Origin of the sequence: Pseudomonas sp. I2 (assembly GCF_040984075.1) — a bacterium.
GTDB lineage: Bacteria > Pseudomonadota > Gammaproteobacteria > Pseudomonadales > Pseudomonadaceae > Aquipseudomonas > Aquipseudomonas guariconensis_B.
Genome location: NZ_JBCGFQ010000001.1, coordinates 141,876 through 158,727, shown reverse-complemented (window position 1 = coordinate 158,727; position 16,852 = coordinate 141,876). Strand labels below are relative to the sequence as shown.

12 protein-coding genes and 1 pseudogene are annotated in these 16,852 nt (G+C 64.5%); 5 read left to right on the top strand and 8 right to left on the bottom strand.

Features of this window, described 5'->3' with window-relative positions; all coding sequences use genetic code 11:
* Nucleotides 1-188: 188 nt before the first annotated feature.
* Nucleotides 189-863: an NADPH-dependent F420 reductase gene (locus tag WCE05_RS00725; RefSeq protein ID WP_253080464.1), complete on the bottom strand. Its 675-nt coding sequence runs from the start codon at nt 861-863 to the stop codon at nt 189-191.
* A gap of 191 nt (nt 864-1,054) precedes the next feature.
* Between WCE05_RS00725 and nhaA the strand changes: the two genes are divergently transcribed.
* Complete coding sequence (gene nhaA, locus WCE05_RS00720; RefSeq protein ID WP_225788414.1) at nt 1,055-2,413, top strand: Na+/H+ antiporter NhaA; 1,359 nt, start codon at nt 1,055-1,057, stop codon at nt 2,411-2,413.
* A 116-nt stretch (nt 2,414-2,529) separates the two neighbouring features.
* Nucleotides 2,530-3,309: pseudogene (gene bla / locus WCE05_RS00715) on the top strand (class A beta-lactamase); the annotation flags it as partial.
* Nucleotides 3,310-3,446: 137 nt separating this feature from the next.
* Here bla and WCE05_RS00710 read toward each other — a convergent pair.
* Nucleotides 3,447-4,733 (bottom strand): OprD family porin, encoded by a 1,287-nt coding sequence (locus WCE05_RS00710; protein WP_368815302.1) that lies wholly within the window; start codon nt 4,731-4,733, stop codon nt 3,447-3,449.
* Between the two features lie 144 nt (nt 4,734-4,877).
* A complete protein-coding gene (locus WCE05_RS00705; protein ID WP_253091155.1) occupies nt 4,878-6,479 on the bottom strand; it encodes a BCCT family transporter in 1,602 nt (533 codons plus the stop codon).
* A 224-nt stretch (nt 6,480-6,703) separates the two neighbouring features.
* On the opposite strand from WCE05_RS00705, the gene WCE05_RS00700 reads away from it, so the two are divergent.
* The gene (locus WCE05_RS00700) at nt 6,704-7,642 is read left to right on the top strand and encodes a LysR substrate-binding domain-containing protein (protein WP_225788411.1); all 939 of its coding nucleotides are present in this window, start codon (nt 6,704-6,706) and stop codon (nt 7,640-7,642) included.
* On the opposite strand, the gene WCE05_RS00695 is transcribed toward WCE05_RS00700, so the two are convergent.
* Nucleotides 7,639-8,358 carry a TorF family putative porin gene (locus WCE05_RS00695; protein WP_368815301.1) on the bottom strand — a complete coding sequence of 240 codons (720 nt, stop codon included), beginning with the start codon at nt 8,356-8,358 and terminating at the stop codon, nt 7,639-7,641. The genes WCE05_RS00700 and WCE05_RS00695 overlap by 4 nt on opposite strands.
* A gap of 257 nt (nt 8,359-8,615) precedes the next feature.
* Here WCE05_RS00695 and WCE05_RS00690 point away from each other — a divergent pair, with 257 nt between their 5' ends.
* A complete protein-coding gene (locus WCE05_RS00690; RefSeq protein WP_225788409.1) occupies nt 8,616-10,364 on the top strand; it encodes a BCCT family transporter in 1,749 nt (582 codons plus the stop codon).
* A gap of 114 nt (nt 10,365-10,478) precedes the next feature.
* Here the strand turns inward: WCE05_RS00690 and WCE05_RS00685 are convergent, their stop codons facing one another.
* Nucleotides 10,479-10,922, bottom strand: coding sequence for a hypothetical protein (locus WCE05_RS00685; RefSeq protein ID WP_368815299.1), 444 nt, complete (start codon nt 10,920-10,922; stop codon nt 10,479-10,481).
* 462 nt (nt 10,923-11,384) lie between these two features.
* On the opposite strand from WCE05_RS00685, the gene WCE05_RS00680 reads away from it, so the two are divergent.
* Nucleotides 11,385-12,134 carry a FadR/GntR family transcriptional regulator gene (locus WCE05_RS00680; protein ID WP_225788484.1) on the top strand — a complete coding sequence of 250 codons (750 nt, stop codon included), beginning with the start codon at nt 11,385-11,387 and terminating at the stop codon, nt 12,132-12,134.
* 66 nt (nt 12,135-12,200) lie between these two features.
* On the opposite strand, the gene WCE05_RS00675 is transcribed toward WCE05_RS00680, so the two are convergent.
* From WCE05_RS00675 to WCE05_RS00665, 3 genes are read right to left on the bottom strand one after another with little or no spacing between them, the layout of a single operon-like run.
* Nucleotides 12,201-13,784 (bottom strand): aldehyde dehydrogenase (NADP(+)), encoded by a 1,584-nt coding sequence (locus WCE05_RS00675; protein ID WP_253167934.1) that lies wholly within the window; start codon nt 13,782-13,784, stop codon nt 12,201-12,203.
* 45 nt (nt 13,785-13,829) lie between these two features.
* Nucleotides 13,830-15,383 (bottom strand): galactarate dehydratase, encoded by a 1,554-nt coding sequence (gene garD / locus WCE05_RS00670; RefSeq protein ID WP_368815298.1) that lies wholly within the window; start codon nt 15,381-15,383, stop codon nt 13,830-13,832.
* 39 nt (nt 15,384-15,422) lie between these two features.
* Nucleotides 15,423-16,790, bottom strand: coding sequence for an MFS transporter (locus tag WCE05_RS00665; protein WP_368815297.1), 1,368 nt, complete (start codon nt 16,788-16,790; stop codon nt 15,423-15,425).
* Nucleotides 16,791-16,852 lie beyond the last annotated feature (62 nt).

Here is a 16,852-nt window from a genome sequence, read left to right as displayed (position 1 = left end):
TCTGCCGGGATCAAAAGAAAGAGGCCTTATGGCCTCTTTTTTTCGTTTCTGCGCTAGGCATTACAGCCTGCCGGCATTGGAGCCGCTTCACGCCCCATCGCCGGCAAGCCGGCCCACAAGGGCCGGCGGTGTTCACGACACATGTGCCGTGCAGAGGGCCAGGGGCGCCGGCTTGCTGGCATGGGCTGCTAGCGATCCAGTTGGCGCTTGAGCTCAGCCTCGTTCCAAGCGCCACTGAGCGGCCCGCCCGGCAACCCTTGATCGGCTCGCGCCAGCGGCAACAGCACTGGTATGAAACCGGCATCGTGCACCAACCGGGCGCCCAGCGCCCGGGCTTGGGCGTCGTCCGCGAAGACAGGGATTGCCTTGCCCTGGCCGGATTGGTCCTTCATCGCTGCGTAACCTATGGCATTGAACGCCCGCACCAGGTGCACCCCGGGCAGGTAGTGCCGGTCCGCCAAGGCGACGCCCTGGGCCAGCGCCTTGCGCCCGGTTTCGCCGTCACGGCCGCTGAACGGGTTACTGGTGCTGAGGACCACCTTGCCGTCCAGCTTGCCCTTGAGCTGTTCGGCGAGTGCGGGCATGGCGCCGTACGGGACGCTCAACACGATCACCTCGCCCCATGCCGCGGCCTCGTCGACCGAGCCTGCCCGGGCATTGGGGCCGGCAGCCTTGGCCAGATCCCCCAACTGCTCGGGGTGGCGTGACGAAAACATCACCGAGTGCCCGGCCTTGGCCCATAGCGTGCCAAGCGTACCGCCGACGTTACCGGCGCCGATCACACCGATCCTGAGGGTGTCGGCCATCGCCTGGCCTGCACACAGGGCCAAGCCTGCGAATATCAGCAAGAAGATCCTCGACATGCGCTGCGCTCCTGGGTGGGAAACGGTCTTGTGAACACCGTAGTAGGGCCAGGGCATAAATGAAAGGCGCGCAGTCGTTCACCTCGATCCGGTTGTCCGGTAGACTGTGCCGCGGGTGCTAGCTGCATGAAGCAGTGAGGCAGGTTAAAGAGCAACGCAGGTCGGGCCGCCATGCGGGAGTTCTTGCGCCTATGCAAAAAACACAGGTACCTCGCGCCCAGCAACTGGCTGAGCGTGCTTTCGCCAACTTCGAGCGTTTTCTCCATATCGAAGCCGTCAGCGGCATCGTCCTCCTGATCGCCGCGATCGTTGCGCTGATCTGGGCGAATTCGCCCGCGGCCGACAGTTACGAGGCCCTCTGGCATACCCCGCTGACTATTGGCATCGGTTCGCTGGTGTACTCGCAGTCGCTGCATTTCTGGATCAACGATGGCCTGATGACCATATTCTTCCTGGTCGTGGGCATGGAGATCCGTCGCGAGATCCATGAAGGCGCGCTTTCCAGCTTGCGCCAGGCCACGCTGCCCATGGCGGCGGCAATCGGTGGGGTGGCCGTGCCCGCATTGATCTACCTGGCGTTCGGCCATGCGCCGGCGGAGCAGCAGGGCTGGGCCGTGCCCACCGCCACCGACATCGCCTTCGCGGTTGGCGTCCTTGCCTTGCTCGGCAAGTCGATCCCTTCGAATGTCCGCGTTTTCCTGCTGGCCCTGGCGATCATCGATGACATCATCGCCGTGCTGATCATCGCCTTCTTCTACTCGGGAGGCCTCGACTACAGTGGCTTCGGCGTTGCCGCGATTGGCCTGCTGATGGTGATCGGGCTGCAGAAGATCGGCATCGGTTCGGCGTACGCGTATGTCATTCCCGGCGCCATCACCTGGCTGGGCATCCTGATGACCGGCGCTCACCCGACGTTGGCAGGCGTAGTGCTCGGTCTCATGACACCGGTCGTCGCGATGCCCATGCGTGAGCGTCCGCTCGATGCCATCACGCGTTTCACCGATGAACTGCTCGGCCGCGCGAAGGCCCCTGAAAAGGGCGCCAGCGACCTGATGGACCCGCTGAAGCGCCTGCGGTTGGCCCAGCGCGAACTGCTGCCACCGGTCGTGCGCGTACAAGGTGCCCTGCACCCTTGGGTGGCCTACGTCATCATGCCGATCTTCGCCCTGGCCAATGCCGGTGTCGGCTTGTCAGGTGTCGACCTGTCTGCCGCAGCACCGCACTGGGTGATGATCGCCGTCGCCGCCGCGCTGGTGCTTGGCAAGCCCTTGGGGATCTTCAGCGTGAGCTGGCTGATGGTCCGGCTGGGCTGGTGCACCCTGCCTTCGGGCGTGACCTGGGGTGGCATCACCCTGATCGGCCTGTTGGGCGGCATAGGCTTTACCATGTCGATCTTCATCGCCAACCTCGCTTTCGTCGACCCAGGCTCCCTGGGCGCTGCGAAACTCGGCGTGTTGTCTGGCTCGGTAACGGCTGCCGTGCTCGGCCTGGCATGGGGTGTCTGGGGCATGCGGCGTGCTGCTGCACGCCGCAAGGTCGAAGCGAATTGATCTTCTCCAGGGAATACACTATGAAGCCGACATTCAGTCGCCGCCAACTGATCCAGGGCGCCATGGGGGGCTCGGTCATGCTGGCAACGCCCGCCTGGGCGTCCGACCCGGTTCACCAGCGCTTGCAGCACCTGGAGCAGGCGTTGGGCGGTACCCTGGGGCTTTGGGCGCTCGACACGGGAAGCGGCCGGCGGTTGTCTTATCGCAGCGAAGCGCGTGCCGCACTGTGCAGTACCTTCAAGGTCGTGCTGGCCGCTGCCATCCTCCAGCAGGACCAGGCCGAGCCCGGCCTGCTGGAGCGCCGCATCGCCTACACCGCCGAGCAGTTGGTGGTCTATTCGCCTGTCACCGAAAAGCATGTCGCAACGGGCATGAGTGTCGCTGAGCTCTGTGCAGCGGCACTGCAATACAGCGACAACACGGCGGCGAATCTCTTGCTGGGAGTGGTCGGTGGGCCGTCGAAGCTCACCGCCTATGCCCGCAGCATCGGCGACCCGGCCTTTCGCCTCGATCGATATGAACCGGCGTTGAACAGCGCGCTGCCCAATGACCCAAGGGATACCTCCACACCCTTGGCCATGGGCGTCACCCTGCAGCGCCTGTTGTTGACGGATGGCCTGCCGGCGGCGGCCCGACTGCGCCTGCAGGACTGGCTCAAGGGCAATACCACAGGCGATACCCGTATCCGCGCCGGCTTGCCTGAGGGCTGGGTGGTTGGCGACAAGACCGGTTCGGGTGACTACGGCGTTGCCAATGATGTCGGGATCATCTGGCCGCCAGGGCAGGCGCCCTGGATTCTGGCGATCTATACGCGAGGCCGGGACAAGACTTCACCTTGGCGTAGCGACGTCATTGCCGAGGCGACCCGTGTGGTCGTGGAGGCCTGGAAGGTGTGAGGGGTTGGCTGGGGTCCTGACATCACTGGTGTATGGCAAGGGTTCTTCACAAAGCTGGGCTGTGCTGTTGCTATGAGAGCATTTGGGGCTGGAAATCCTGGGGCCGCTTCGCGGCCCCTAATGATCACTGAATGCCTTCAGAAGAAATCATAGGGATACTGCACGATCAGCCGCAGCTGGTCGGACGAGCTGTCCGATGCCTGGTTGCCGATGCGATGGCTGGCATGGCGCAGGCGCAGCGACAGCCCTGCCAGCGAGCCACCCTGCACCACGTACTTGACGTCTACATCCCGCTCCCAGTGCTCCTCGCTGCTTTCACTGCCGTAATAGGCGTAGGGGCTGCCTGCCGGCATGTCGCTGGCGTCCACGCCCGTTCCCTTGATGTAGCGCATGCCGAAGCTCAGGCCCGGGACGCCGAGGCCGGCCATGTCCAGGTTGTAGAACGCTCCCCAGGAGCGTTCCTTCGGGCCATTGAAGTCCACCAGTTGCGACGAGTTGGCCAGGTAGATCGAGTCATGGTAGGTGCCCGGCCCCATGCCCAGGTAGTCGAAGGGCACGTCGCCATGGTTCTTCTGGTAGCTGAGCTTGAATGCATGGGCGCCCAGGGTGTAGGTGAGCGCCATCGACCACGCCGTGGTGTCGATTGGCCCGGCCAATGCCGAGCCGGTGTCGTCGGTCTTGTACAGGTTCAGGTCGACGCCCAGGCTCTGGCCTTCAGCCAATGGCTGGATGTAGGTCAGGCCACCATAGTACTGGCGCCAGATGTCCCGGTAGTCGGCTGCATAGAGGCTTAGGCTCAGTGCATCGCTGGCAGCGTAGCTGCCACCGGCGAAATCCACGGTATCGGTCGCCACGCCGGCATACGCGGCGTAGAAGTCATCGGAGGCGTTGGTACTGTTGAAATCCTTGGCGGCGGTCAGGTGGCCCGCCTCGAGCATCAATCCGGCCAGTTCCTGGCTGGTCAGCCACAAGCCCGTGGCCGTAGCCGGCAGCACGCGCGTATCGGCGGGGGCGAACACCGGATTGTACGGGCGCAGGTTGTTGCCGAACTTCAGCTCGGTGGCCGACACCCTGGCCTTCAACGCTCCGCCCGCCGAGCCGGAAGCATCGGCCGTGCCGTCGCCGTCGGGCACCAGCACCCCCGCTGTGCCCGAATAACGGTCGTTGCCGTACAGCTTGAAGACCTGGTAGCCGCTCAGGTTGACGCCAAAGCCGAACAGGCCCTGGGTGTAGCCCGAGGTGTAGTCCAGTTGCAAGCCCTGGCCCCATTCCCGGCGATCGGCACTGCCGCCATGGCCGTCATGGTTCCAATAGAGGTTTCGCGCCAGCAGCTTCAGGTGTCCCCTTTCGACGAAGCCCTCTTCGGCGGCCTTGGCCCCGACGGCGACCAGGCCCGACAGTGTCGCGCAGGCCAGCATACCCATACCACGTCCACTTCTTCTCATTATTGTCTCCCGCAGGATCATCTTGATGGCAGCAGCACCCGGGCACCTAGGTGCTGAGCAAGCGCTGGCGACCGCGAACATGCGCAGGCGATCGCACAGCGTGTCTGGAAACGGAGGAGGGGATCAGTCGGCAAGCCCGGCCCTGGATACCGGGCGGCCGCTCAATGGCATGGATACGTCGTCATCGCCGATGCCCACGAGCCCCTCGTTGGATAGCGCCTCGATGCGGTGGGCGGGCAGGTGCCCGTAGTCTTCGCGCATCCACTTGAGCAGCCCATGCATCTTCACCAGCAACACCAGGATGAAGGGAACGGCTGCCAGCGAGACCACGGTCTTGAGGGTGTGCAGTGGCGCGTCGATGTACAGCATGGCCAGGGGGATGGCCGCGAGCATCACGCACCAGAACAAGCGCAAGCCGGGCGAGGGATCCTCTCCCTCCTGGAGGTTGCGCATGCTGGTCGCGGCGATGGAAAACGCCACGGCGTCCAGGTGCGAGGCCAGGAACACTAGCATCAGAAAGAAGTACACCAGGGCTAGCACCTTGCCCATCGGCAGGCTGAGCAGCAGCATCGATACCACTGCCTCGCCGCCTGAGTCGTCGAGCAGTGCTGGCGAATCGATCACTCCGCCGAGGAACTGGGCGATGGCAAAGCTCTGCAGGCTGCCGAAGAACACCCAGCAACCGGCGCAGCCGCCCAGTACCATGGCGCAGATCACTTCCTTGATCGTGCGCCCTCGTGATACGCGGGTGACGAACAGCGCGACCCCCGGCGTGTAGGTGACCCAGAACAACCAGTAGAACACCGTCCAGCCCCGGGCGAATTCACCGGAGCCTACCGGGTCGGTGGCCAGGCTCATATGCACGAAGTTCTGCATCATCAGGCCGACGGCGTTGGCAACGTTGTTGAGAATGAAGCCGGTCGGGCCGAGCGCCAGGACGATGATCGCGAACACCAGGGTCAGGCCGCAGGCCGCATGGGCCAGTCGCTGCATGCCGCTGCCGATACCGATCCACGAACTGACCGAGAACACCAGCGTCACCGCGATGACCAGCGCGGCTTCCAGGCCGAAGCCCTCGTCCAGGCCGAACAACATCGATAGCCCTTTGGAAATGGTCGATGAAGACACCGTGATGGTGAGGATCAACCCACCGAAGGTCGCTAGCAGGAAGATCACATCGATCAGCCGGCCTGCCAAGCCCGCTGAGCGAATGCCGGTGATGGCCTCCACGGCGGCAGACAGGCTCAGCCCCGGGTTCTTGCGCACATGGAAGTGGTAGGCCATCGCCAGCGAGGCGATACCATAGATGGCCCAGGGCGTGATGCCCCAGTGGAAGAACGAATAGGCGATGCTGAACTCCAGCGCTTCCTTGCTGCGCGCGACGATGCCCAGCCCGGGGCTGACGTAGTAGAAGGTCCATTCCATGAACGCCCAGTACATGGTGGCCGACCCCAGCCCGGCGCAGATGAACATGAACACCCAGCTGACGTTGCCATATTGCGGCTTGCCCTCGCCGAGACGGATGTTGCCGTACTTGCTGAAGGCGATCCAGCCAATCAGTACCACGCACAGGAAGCCGATCATCTGGATCACCGCGCCAAACACCCGCGTCGTCGCTTCGAATGCCTGGTGGGAAAGCGCCATGGATTGCTGGGGGAAGAGCATCAGGCCGGCGACCGTGAGGCCGATCACCAGGATGCTGGACAGGATGAGGGGGATGTCCACGCGGTGGACGGCGGGCACGCGGCGTTTTGAATCGGCTCCAAGCATCACGACCTCTCGGTTCTTGTTATGGCGGCCAAAGGTGATAGGGGCTTGCGGCGGTGCGCTCTCCACCAGCCAGCTGACCTATTCATGGTTTTTATGGGATAGTGACGCAGCCCAGTCTCGCCATTGCTGCCCGATTGGGTAAACCCCACGACCAGAGATGATTAGGATAAGTCCAGCTTATGGATCGTCTGCCCCTGGAGTTGTTGCGCGCCTTCGAGTCGGCGGCCCGTCATCAGAGTTTCACCGCGGCGGCGGTGGAGCTGGGCACCACCCAGCCGGCGGTCAGCCAGCAGATCAAGCGCCTCGAAGCCCTGCTGGAGGTGCGCCTGTTCGACCGTGTCTACCGGGGTATCAACCTCACCGAGGGCGGTGCCGTGCTGCTGCAGCACGTCCAGGCTGGCCTGGGCGAATTCAAGGCCGGTATCGACGCGGTCAAGGCCCGCCAGCCCCAGGAGGTGGTGCAGGTAGCGACCGACTATGCGTTCGCGGCCTTGTGGCTCATGCCGCGCCTGCCGCGTCTTCGCCAGCGCCACCCGCACCTGGAGGTCAGCATCCAGACCAGCGAACGCAGCCCCCTGGGCCTACGCGGCGACATCGACCTGGCCATCGTCTTCGGCGATGGCCGTTTCAAGCACGGCGAGGCCCTGCGCCTGTTCGGCGAAGAAGTCTTCCCTGTGTGCAGCCCGATGCTGCTCAACGCGCGTACCTTGCCCCTGGCACCCAGTGCGTTGGCCGAGCTGCCGCTGCTGCACCTGCGAGCCGACTCGCACAGCCGTTGGTACGACTGGCCTCGGCTGTTCCGCGCCCTGGGCATCGGCGCCGCGCCCCCTACCGGGCTGAGCCTGGACAACTACAGCCTGCTGATCCAGGCGGCCATCGCCGGGCAGGGCGTAGCCATCGGTTGGCGGCACCTGGTGGACGACTTGATCCGCCAGAACCTGCTGTGCCGCCCGCTGAGCCAGAGCGTCGAGTCGCCGTTCGGCTATTACGCCATCCTGCCCGAGCGCAAGCGCCGGGCGCGCATGCTCGAGTCGGTCACGTCGTGGCTGATGGAAGAGCTGGGCAGCGAGTGCGATGCCTGGGCAAGTTCTAGACAGCCGGATGCCACCAACGCCTAGAAAAAGCTGCGCTGGGCCTTGAGCGTCACCATGCTTTCGCAATAGCGGTTGATGCCGGCATAGGCATCGCAACCCACGCCGCGCAGGTCCGAGTTGCTGTAGATCAGGTTGAGGTCGATGCCCAGCCACGGGCGTGACAGCTCCAGCGACCAGTCACTGAAGGCATCCACCTGGCTGCCGTCGCCAATGGTGAAGGGCGTGCCCAGGCGATGGTGGGCGACCTTGACCGTGAGGTCGACATCGAACAAGGGCAGGTGGCCGAGGTCGGCGAACAGCGTACCGGTGCGATTGTTCGGGTTGTCGCGCAGTGCGCCGCCGAAATGGCTGCCCAGCACCGAGATGCCGCCATACAGGGCATAGCTGTCGCTGCCGGCGAGGTAGGGCTGGCTGTAGTGGATCAGCCCCGCCTCGAAGCCCAGGCTGTCGTCGAAACGCCGTTTGTAACCCAGGTAGCTGTCCAGGCGCAGGGTAGAGGTGGGCGTCAGGCCCATGCTCGGGGCGTATTGGCCGAAGTACCAGCCGCTGGGGTGGCTGAGGTCGAGGCCGCCGTGGAAGGCGCCGACGGCACTGGGCGACACCAGCCCATGGGCCATGGTGCGGGAGGCGTCGGTGCCCAGCTTGAAATCGAAGTCGCCCAACTGGCGCTGGATCTGCTGGGCCTGTAGCGCTGGGCTGAACACCAAGGCTGCAGCCAGCAACAGAAGGGGCCGGGTCATGCTCGCCGTCCTGGAAAGCCTGTTTTGGAGGGGCAGAGGATAACGGTGTTGGGCAGCGGGGGAAACCGCACGATCCGTCACGACCAAGCCAGAGGCGCGCTGACTGGTTGGTCGCTCAGAGGATGAGCCGCGACGGTATCGGATAGCAGTGCTTTGTTGGCGGGCAAGATAATCGGGCCGCGCATCGCGTTCGCCTGTGGGTGCACAGGGTGTATGGCAATTACAAATCCAAGAAACCCAGAAAGGGGCTTTAAGTGATGGCAGCGCAAGACAACGATGAAACGCTGGCTCTCGGTGTGACCGATCCTTCGAAAACCCAAGAGGCAGAGCAGGATCGCGACCGTGAGGGCAAGATCGACTGGGTCGTCTTCGGTATCACCAGTATCGTCGCTGTCGCCTTCGTCATCTGGGGCTTTCTCAATCAAGCGAGCCTTGCCGCCAGCGCCTCCACGGCGCAATCCTGGGTCATCGTCAACTTTGGCTGGTTCTTCGTACTGACCTCTACCGTATTCGTGGTCTTCGTGCTTTGGCTGGCCGCCAGCCGGTACGGCAAGGTCCCGTTAGGGCGTGACGGCGAGCCCCCGGAGTTTCGCACGGTTTCCTGGGTTGCCATGATGTTCAGCGCCGGCATGGGCATCGGCCTGATGTTCTTTGGCGTCGCCGAGCCGCTTTCCCACTACGTGACACCGCCCCCCGGCACGGCGAGCGGGCAAACCAGCGAGGCGATGCAAGTGGCCATGGCGACCACGCTGTTCCACTGGACCCTCCATCCGTGGGCCATGTACGCCATCGTCGGGTTGGTGATCGCCTACGGCACCTTCCGCCGTGGCCGTTCGCAGCTCATCTCCGCAGCGTTCCGGCCATTGATCGGCAAGCACGCCAATGGCCCGGTAGGCCGTGTCATCGACATGATGGCCATCTTCGCCACCCTGTTCGGCTCGGCGGCCTCGCTCGGCCTCGGTGCCCTGCAGATCGCTGGCGGTCTCGAACACAATGGCTGGATTGAAAACCCCGGCAAGCTTTTCTACCTGTCGATCATCGTCGTGTTGACCGTCGCCTTCGTCGCCTCGGCGGTTTCAGGGATCGGCAAGGGCATACAGTGGCTCTCCAACACCAACATGGTGCTGGCCCTGGTGCTGGCGGTGTTCGTGTTCATGGTGGGCCCTACGCTGCTGATGTTGAACCTGCTGCCGACGTCGATCGGTGTATACATCAAGCTGCTACCCGAAATGATGGCCCGCACCAGTGCCAGTGGCGGTGAGCAGATGGACACCTGGCTGGCCAGCTGGACGGTGTTCTACTGGGCCTGGTGGATCTCCTGGACCCCCTTCGTCGGCATGTTCATCGCGCGCATCAGCCGCGGGCGCACCATTCGCCAGTTCGTCACCGGTGTGCTGCTGGTGCCGAGCCTGGTCAGCCTCGTCTGGTTCACCGTGTTCGGCGGGGCCGGCATCGACGCCGTGCGCGAGGGGAGCCTGTTGCTGGTCGATGGCGTCGTGAACAGCAACTACGCCCTTTACGAGCTGCTGGAAAGCTACCCGCTGGCGTCTGCAACGTCGGTACTGGTCATGCTCCTGGTGGCCATCTTCTTCGTGTCCGGCGCCGATGCCGCCTCGCTGGTCATGGGGACGCTGTCGGAGCACGGCACCACGGAGCCTTCGCGCGCCACGGTGATCTTCTGGGGCGCGCTCACCGGGACGGTCGCTGCGATCATGCTGGCGATAGGCGACCCGCGAAACCCCGGCGCGGCGCTCACGGGCCTGCAGAACCTGACCATCATCGTCGCGTTACCCTTCGTCATCGTGATGGTGCTGCTGTGCCTGGCGCTGTACCGCGACCTGCGCAAGGATCCGATGATGTTGCGCCATGTGCGCGGCACCGAGCTGATCGAGAAGGCCGTGCTGTATGGTGCGGTCAAGCATGGGGAAGAGTTCTATATCGTGGTCCGGGAGAAGAAATCCGCCGTCGAGCGCTCCCGGGGCGAAGCGAAGGTGCTCGAGACCTGACACTGCCCGAGTGTTTGCAGGGCAGCGCAGGCGCTAATTGCGCAAGCCGATGTCATGGCCATGTTCTGCGCTGTCTGCAGGTGTAGTTTGGAGCCGGCCGTGGGGCGCTTGCATTCACATGTCGATCAGGAAGGTGTTTGCCTTGATTGAGTCACCATTTTCGGCCTCAAACGTCACGGATAGGGCGTAGGTGGCTACCATCCGGTCGGTTGCCTCGATTCGAAGCTCAACACGGGCGAGGCCATCCGGGCCGACTTCGATAGGCGGATTGAGTGGCATGCGCACTACACGAGCATCCACGACTCGACCCGTTGTCCAAGGGGTGTTCAACGCTGTGGGCCTATCCCGGCATGAGTGATCATCAGCGCCGATAATGGCGATGATCATGCTTGTAGCGATGATCATGCCCATGTCGGTGCTGCATCGCTCGGTAATGATGGCGTTCCCAGTCGCGACGGCGCTCGGCTTCGCGGCGGGCCTGCTCCCTGCGCCATCTGTCCCGGCGCCAATCGCTTCGATGATCGTGCCAGCGGCCGTCATGCCAGTGTCGGTCGTCATGGGCCAGCAATGGCCCGGGCTGCTGGCCGGTCAGGCTGGCCAAGGTTGGCCACGGGTTTTCGGAAGGCTGTACCGGCGCCTGGGCGGTCGTGACTTTGGTCGCCAAAGCTGGGGGCGGGGTCTTTATCTGCGTTGCCGATGCCGAGCCCATTGCCGCGAACGCGAACAGGCCAAGGAGCACCATCCGGGGGACATGGAGTTTCATGAACGAAGACCACCTCTGATTGACAATGGGACACGCGGCCATCCGGCGGCGGGAAAGCATCGAAGTCGTGCTCGCCGACCTCTGGGCTTATCCCATAGACCGGTAAATAGGAAAAAGTTCTAAGGACAGTACGTTGGCGTAGGGAAGGCTTCCATCTCGCTCGGGATGATGATTGCGCTCGAAGCGCTACGGATGAGTGTGATCGTACAACTGCTTGCGCTATCATGACGGCTGTCTTTCAACGTGAACGCAAGGGCATGACAGAGCAGCAGGTACAGACCCGGACTCGGCGCAAACCGCGCAGTCTGGCCCAGGAACTGGTCACGGTGCTGACTGAGCGCATCCGCAGCGGTCAGCTCAAGCGCGGCGACAAGTTGCCGACCGAATCGCAGATCATGGCCGAGGAGGGCGTCAGCCGCACCGTGGTCCGTGAGGCGATCTCCAGGCTGCAGGCGTCGGGCCAGGTCGAGACGCGCCACGGCATCGGCACCTTCGTTCTGGACGCGCCGGCCAGCAGTGGCTTGCGCATCGATCCGGCGACCATCGTCACCTTGCGCGAGGTGTTGGCCGTGCTGGAGCTGCGCATTGCCCTGGAGGTCGAATCGGCAGGCCTGGCGGCCCAGCGGCGCAGCGACGAGGCGCTGGCGGCCATGCGTGAAGCGCTGGACGAGCTCAACGAAGGCGTGTCCCATGCCTCGGACGCCGTCTCGGCGGATTTCCAGTTCCACCTGCTCATCGCGCAGGCCAGCGGTAATCACTACTTCGCCGACATCATCGATCACCTGGGCACCAGCATCATTCCGCGCACGCGCCTCAACTCCGCACGCCTGGCCCATGACGACCAGGCCCACTACATGAGCAGGCTGCGCCACGAGCATGATGCGATCTACGAGGCGATCGCCCGGCGAGACAGCGAAGGGGCGAAGATGGCGATGCGGATGCACCTGTCCAATAGCCGGGAGCGGTTGCGCCAGGCGCATGAGGAAGCCGAGGCGCAGGGCGCCTGAGGCCGATGGCTTGCTGTTCACTCAAGATCCTGGGGGCGCGAAGCGGCCCCCTGGGATCTGACGAACTCAACCAATGGCGCCTGTGCTCCACTGCCCATTGACCAACCGGCGCAGCGCCAGCGGGTTGCTGTCGCGCAACGCTTCAGGCAGCAGCGCCTGCGGGTAGTTCTGGTAGCACACCGGGCGCAGGAAGCGATCGATGGCCAGGGTGCCGACCGACGTACCCCGTGCGTCGGAGGTCGCCGGATAAGGGCCGCCATGGACCATGGCATCACACACCTCGACGCCGGTCGGGTAGCCATTGACCAGGATGCGGCCGACCTTTTCCTCCAGCAGCGGCACCAGCCAGGCGAAGGCTTGCAGGTCTTCCGGCTCACCGATCAGAGTCGCTGTCAGCTGGCCGCGCAGGCCTTGCAGCGCAGCCCGCAACTGCTCGTTGTCCTGGGCTTCCACAGCGACGGTCGTGGGGCCGAACACTTCCTCTTGCAACAGCGGGTCGGCGTCTATCAACAGCTGGGCGTCGGCCTTGAACAGTTGGGCCTGGGCCTGGTTGCCGCCCTGGGCGCGCCCGGCCAGGTGACGGATACCCGCGTGGGCATGCAGGTGTCCAAGGCCTGCGGTATAGCTGTTCAACCCGCCGGCGTTGAGCATGGTCTGGCCCGCCTGCTGCTCCAGATGCTGGCCGAGATCGGCGAGCAGTTGGCTGTACTGCGGCGATCGCAGGCCGATGACCAGGCCCGGGTTGGTGCAGAACTGGCCGGCGCCGAGGCAGACCGAGCCTGCCAGTTCACGGGCGATGGCTTCGCCGCGCTTGGCCAACGCGCCCGGCAGGATGATCACCGGGTTGATGCTGGACATCTCGGCGAACACCGGGATGGGCTGTGGGCGCTCGGCCGCCATGCGGCACAGGGCGTCACCCCCTCTGAGCGAGCCGGTGAAACCCACCGCCTGGATCGCGGGATGCTTGACCAGCCATTCGCCGACACCGCCGCCGAAGACCATGTTGAACACGCCCCTGGGCATGCCAGTACGCTCGGCGGCGCGCTGGATCGCGCAGCCGACCAGGTCGGCGGTGGCCATGTGGCCGCTGTGCGCCTTGAAGACCACCGGGCAGCCAGCGGCCAGGGCGGCCGCGGTATCGCCGCCGGCGGTAGAGAAGGCCAGCGGGAAGTTGCTGGCGCCGAACACCGCGACCGGGCCTACACCGATGCGCATCTGGCGGATGTCCACCCGTGGGAGCGGTTGGCGTTCGGGCAATGGGAGGTCGATACGTGCACCGAGGAAGTCGCCGCGGCGCAAGACCTCGGCGAACAGGCGCATCTGGCCGCTGGTACGCCCTCGCTCGCCCTGGATGCGTGCCGCAGGCAGCGCGGTTTCACGGCAGACGATGTCGACGAAGGCGTCGTCCAGTTCGTCGAGCTCGGCGGCGATGGCGTCGAGGAACTCGGCGCGGCGAGCCGGGGCCAGGTGGCGGAACTCGGCGAAGGCGTTGGCGGCGGCGCGGGCGGCCTGGTCCACCTCGGCCTCGGTGGCCTGGAAGAACACGTAGGGCAGGGGCTCGCCGGTGGTGGCGTCCAGGCTCTGGAGGCGTTGCGTGCCAGTGGCGCTGCGTTGCCCGGCGATGAAGTTGTGGCCGAGGATCTCAGGCATGGAGTACTCCTGTATGAATGTGATTGAGCGGGCGCCGCAGGCCGTTCAGGTAATCGGCGCCGGATTGAACAGGGTGATGTCGTTGTGCAGCTTGTGCCGCTCGGCCCAGGTCTGCTTGCGACCGCTGGCCACATCCAGGTAGTAATGGAACAGTTCCCAACCCAGCTCCTCGATGGTCGCGCGGCCGCTGGCGATGCGCCCGGCGTCGATGTCGATCAGGTCGGGCCAGCGCTGGGCGAGTTCGGTGCGTGTGCACACCTTGACCACCGGCGCCATGGCCAGGCCGTAGGGCGTGCCGCGCCCGGTGGTGAACACGTGCAGGTTCATCCCCGCCGCCAGTTGCAGCGTGCCGCAGACGAAATCGCTGGCTGGCGTTGCGCAGAAGATCAGGCCTTTGCGCGTGACGCGCTCGCCAGGGCCGAGCACGCCCTGGATGGCGCCGCTGCCGGACTTGACGATCGAGCCAAGGGATTTCTCGACGATGTTCGACAGCCCACCCTTCTTGTTGCCCGGCGTGGTGTTGGCGCTGCGGTCTGCCGCGCCTTGCTGCAGATAGCGGTCGTACCAGTCCATTTCGCGCACCAGGGCGTCGGCCACCGCCTGGCTCTCGGCGCGCGAGGTCAGCATGTAGATGGCGTCGCGCACCTCGGTGACTTCCGAGAACAGGACCGTGGCGCCTGCGCGCACCAGCAGGTCGGCGGCAAAGCCTAGCGCCGGGTTGGCGGTGATACCGGAGAACGCATCGCTGCCGCCGCATTGCATGCCGAGGATCAGCTCACTGGCCGGGACGGTCTCGCGGCGGCGCTTGTCGAGCTTGGCCAAGCGTGTCTCGGCAAGGGCCATGATTTGCTCGACCATCTCGACGAAGCCCAGGTTGGCATCCTGTAGGCGGTACAGCCAAGGCTCGTTGAGGTCGACTGAAGGATCGTCGACGTGCATCACCTGGTCGGCCTGCAGCTTTTCGCAGCCCAGGCTGATGACCAGCGCCTCGCCGCCGAGGTTGGGGTTGCGCGCGAGGTTGCGCACGGTGCGGATGGGGATGTAGGCATCCCGGGCGTTGATCGCGACGCCACAGCCATAGCTGTGGGTGAGGGCGACGACATCGTCGACGTGGGGGTATCTGGGCAGCAACTCTTCGCGAATGCGTTTGACCGCATGGTCCAGCACGCCGGTCACGCATTGCACCGTGGTGGTGATGCCGAGGATGTTGCGCGTGCCCACAGTCCCATCGGCGTTGCGAAACCCCTCGAAGGTGTAGCCTTGCAGTGGCGGCAAGGCCTCGGGGACGGCATCGCAGCGCGGCAGGCTGGCCAGTTCCGGAGCGGCAGGCATGGCCAGTTGGCTTTCCTTGACCCAACTCCCCCGGCGCAGGTCTTCCAGGGCATGGCCGATGATCTGTCCGTAGCGCCGTACGGGTTCTCCCTTGGCGATATCCACGGTGGCGACCTTGTGGCTTTGCGGTACGTCTTCGACCAGGGTCAGGCCGTCGGCGAAGCTGGCGCCTTCCCCCAGGCCGCCGTCGTTGACCACCACCACGACGTTGTCATCGTCGTGCAGGCGGACGTAGCGGGGCGAGTCGGAGTGTTCGATCAACTGCATGATGGAGCCCTTCTTGTGGTGTTCACAGGCGTGTTTCACTCAATGGCGCGAGCCGGCCAGTTCGCTGCTGGCGGCCATGCCTGGCGTGGCGTCATCCTTTGGGACGTCACGCAGCTCGATGCGCTTGATCGGGCCCACGATCACCAGGTAGCTGAACACGGCGACCAGGGCATTGGCGCCCACGTACACCAGCGCCCATTTGAACGAACCCGTGGCGCTGATGATGTAGCCGATGACGATCGGCGTGGTGATCGAGGCGATGTTGCCGAAGGTGTTGAACATGCCGCCGGACAACCCGGCGATCTGCTTGGGCGAGGTGTCCGAGACCACCGCCCAGCCCAGGGCGCCGATGCCTTTGCCGAAGAACGCCAGCGTCATGAAACCCACCACCATCCATTCGGCCTCGACGTAGTTGCAGAAGATCATCGTGGTCGACAGCAGCAGGCCGCAGACGATTGGCAGTTTGCGCGAGAAGGTCAGCGAGTGGCCACGGCGCAGCAGCCAGTCCGAGATCACGCCGCCAAGCACACCGCCGACGAAACCGCAGATGGCCGGCAGCGAAGCGATGATGCCGGCCTTGAGGATGGTCATGCCGCGCTCTTGCACCAAGTACACCGGGAACCAGGTCAGGAAGAAATAGGTGATGGCGTTGATGCAGTACTGGCCAAGGTAGACGCCCAGTAGCATGCGGCTGGTCAGCAGCTGCTTGATGTAGCCCCACTTGGGGCCGTCGTTGGCACGTTTCTGGCCCATGTCCACCAGGCCGCCGTTCTGCTCGATGTGTGCGAGTTCGCTGCGGCTGATGCGCGGATGCTCCTTGGGGTTGTAGATGGTCTTGAGCCAGACACCGGAAAACACGATGCCCAATGCGCCCATCACCACGAACACGTGCTCCCAGCCGAAGCGGAAGACGATCCAGCCCATGATCGGGGCGAACAGCGCCGTGGCGAAGTACTGCGCCGAGTTGAACACCGCCGATGCGGTACCGCGCTCGGCGGTGGGAAACCAGGCGGCAACGATGCGGGCATTGCCAGGGAACGACGGCGCTTCGGCAAAGCCGACCAGAAAGCGCAGGGTGAACAGGGTCACCACCGCCCAGGCCACCGGCAAGCCGCCGACGAAGCCTTGCAGCAGAGTGAACAGCGACCAGGTGAAGATGCTGAAGGCGTAGACCTTCTTCGAGCCGAAGCGGTCGAGCAGCCAGCCGCCGGGGATCTGGCCGGCCACGTAGGCCCAGCCGAAGGCCGAGAAGATGTAGCCGAGCGTCACCGCATCGATGCCCAGGTCCTTTTGCAGGCTGGAGCCAGCGATGGCGATGGTGGCACGGTCGGCATAGTTGATCGTGGTCACCAGGAACAGCATGAGCAGGATCAGGTAGCGTACATGCGTCTTTTTAGTCGCTTGCATTGATGGAGCTCCCACTAGTTATTGTTGTGCGGGGATCGGGTATGGGCCGAAGCGGGATGGCT

Coding starts and splice junctions, on each gene's coding strand:
- garD (WP_368815298.1), bottom strand. CDS start 15,383: ATGCAGTTGATCGAACACTCCGACTCGCCCCGCTACGTCCGCCTGCAC.
- WCE05_RS00710 (WP_368815302.1), bottom strand. CDS start 4,733: ATGGGTATGCTGGCCTGCGCGACACTGTCGGGCCTGGTCGCCGTCGGG.
- WCE05_RS00675 (WP_253167934.1), bottom strand. CDS start 13,784: ATGCCTGAGATCCTCGGCCACAACTTCATCGCCGGGCAACGCAGCGCC.
- WCE05_RS00690 (WP_225788409.1), top strand. CDS start 8,616: ATGGCAGCGCAAGACAACGATGAAACGCTGGCTCTCGGTGTGACCGAT.
- WCE05_RS00685 (WP_368815299.1), bottom strand. CDS start 10,922: ATGACGACCGACACTGGCATGACGGCCGCTGGCACGATCATCGAAGCG.
- WCE05_RS00680 (WP_225788484.1), top strand. CDS start 11,385: ATGACAGAGCAGCAGGTACAGACCCGGACTCGGCGCAAACCGCGCAGT.
- WCE05_RS00700 (WP_225788411.1), top strand. CDS start 6,704: ATGGATCGTCTGCCCCTGGAGTTGTTGCGCGCCTTCGAGTCGGCGGCC.
- WCE05_RS00725 (WP_253080464.1), bottom strand. CDS start 863: ATGTCGAGGATCTTCTTGCTGATATTCGCAGGCTTGGCCCTGTGTGCA.
- WCE05_RS00665 (WP_368815297.1), bottom strand. CDS start 16,790: ATGCAAGCGACTAAAAAGACGCATGTACGCTACCTGATCCTGCTCATG.
- nhaA (WP_225788414.1), top strand. CDS start 1,055: ATGCAAAAAACACAGGTACCTCGCGCCCAGCAACTGGCTGAGCGTGCT.
- WCE05_RS00695 (WP_368815301.1), bottom strand. CDS start 8,358: ATGACCCGGCCCCTTCTGTTGCTGGCTGCAGCCTTGGTGTTCAGCCCA.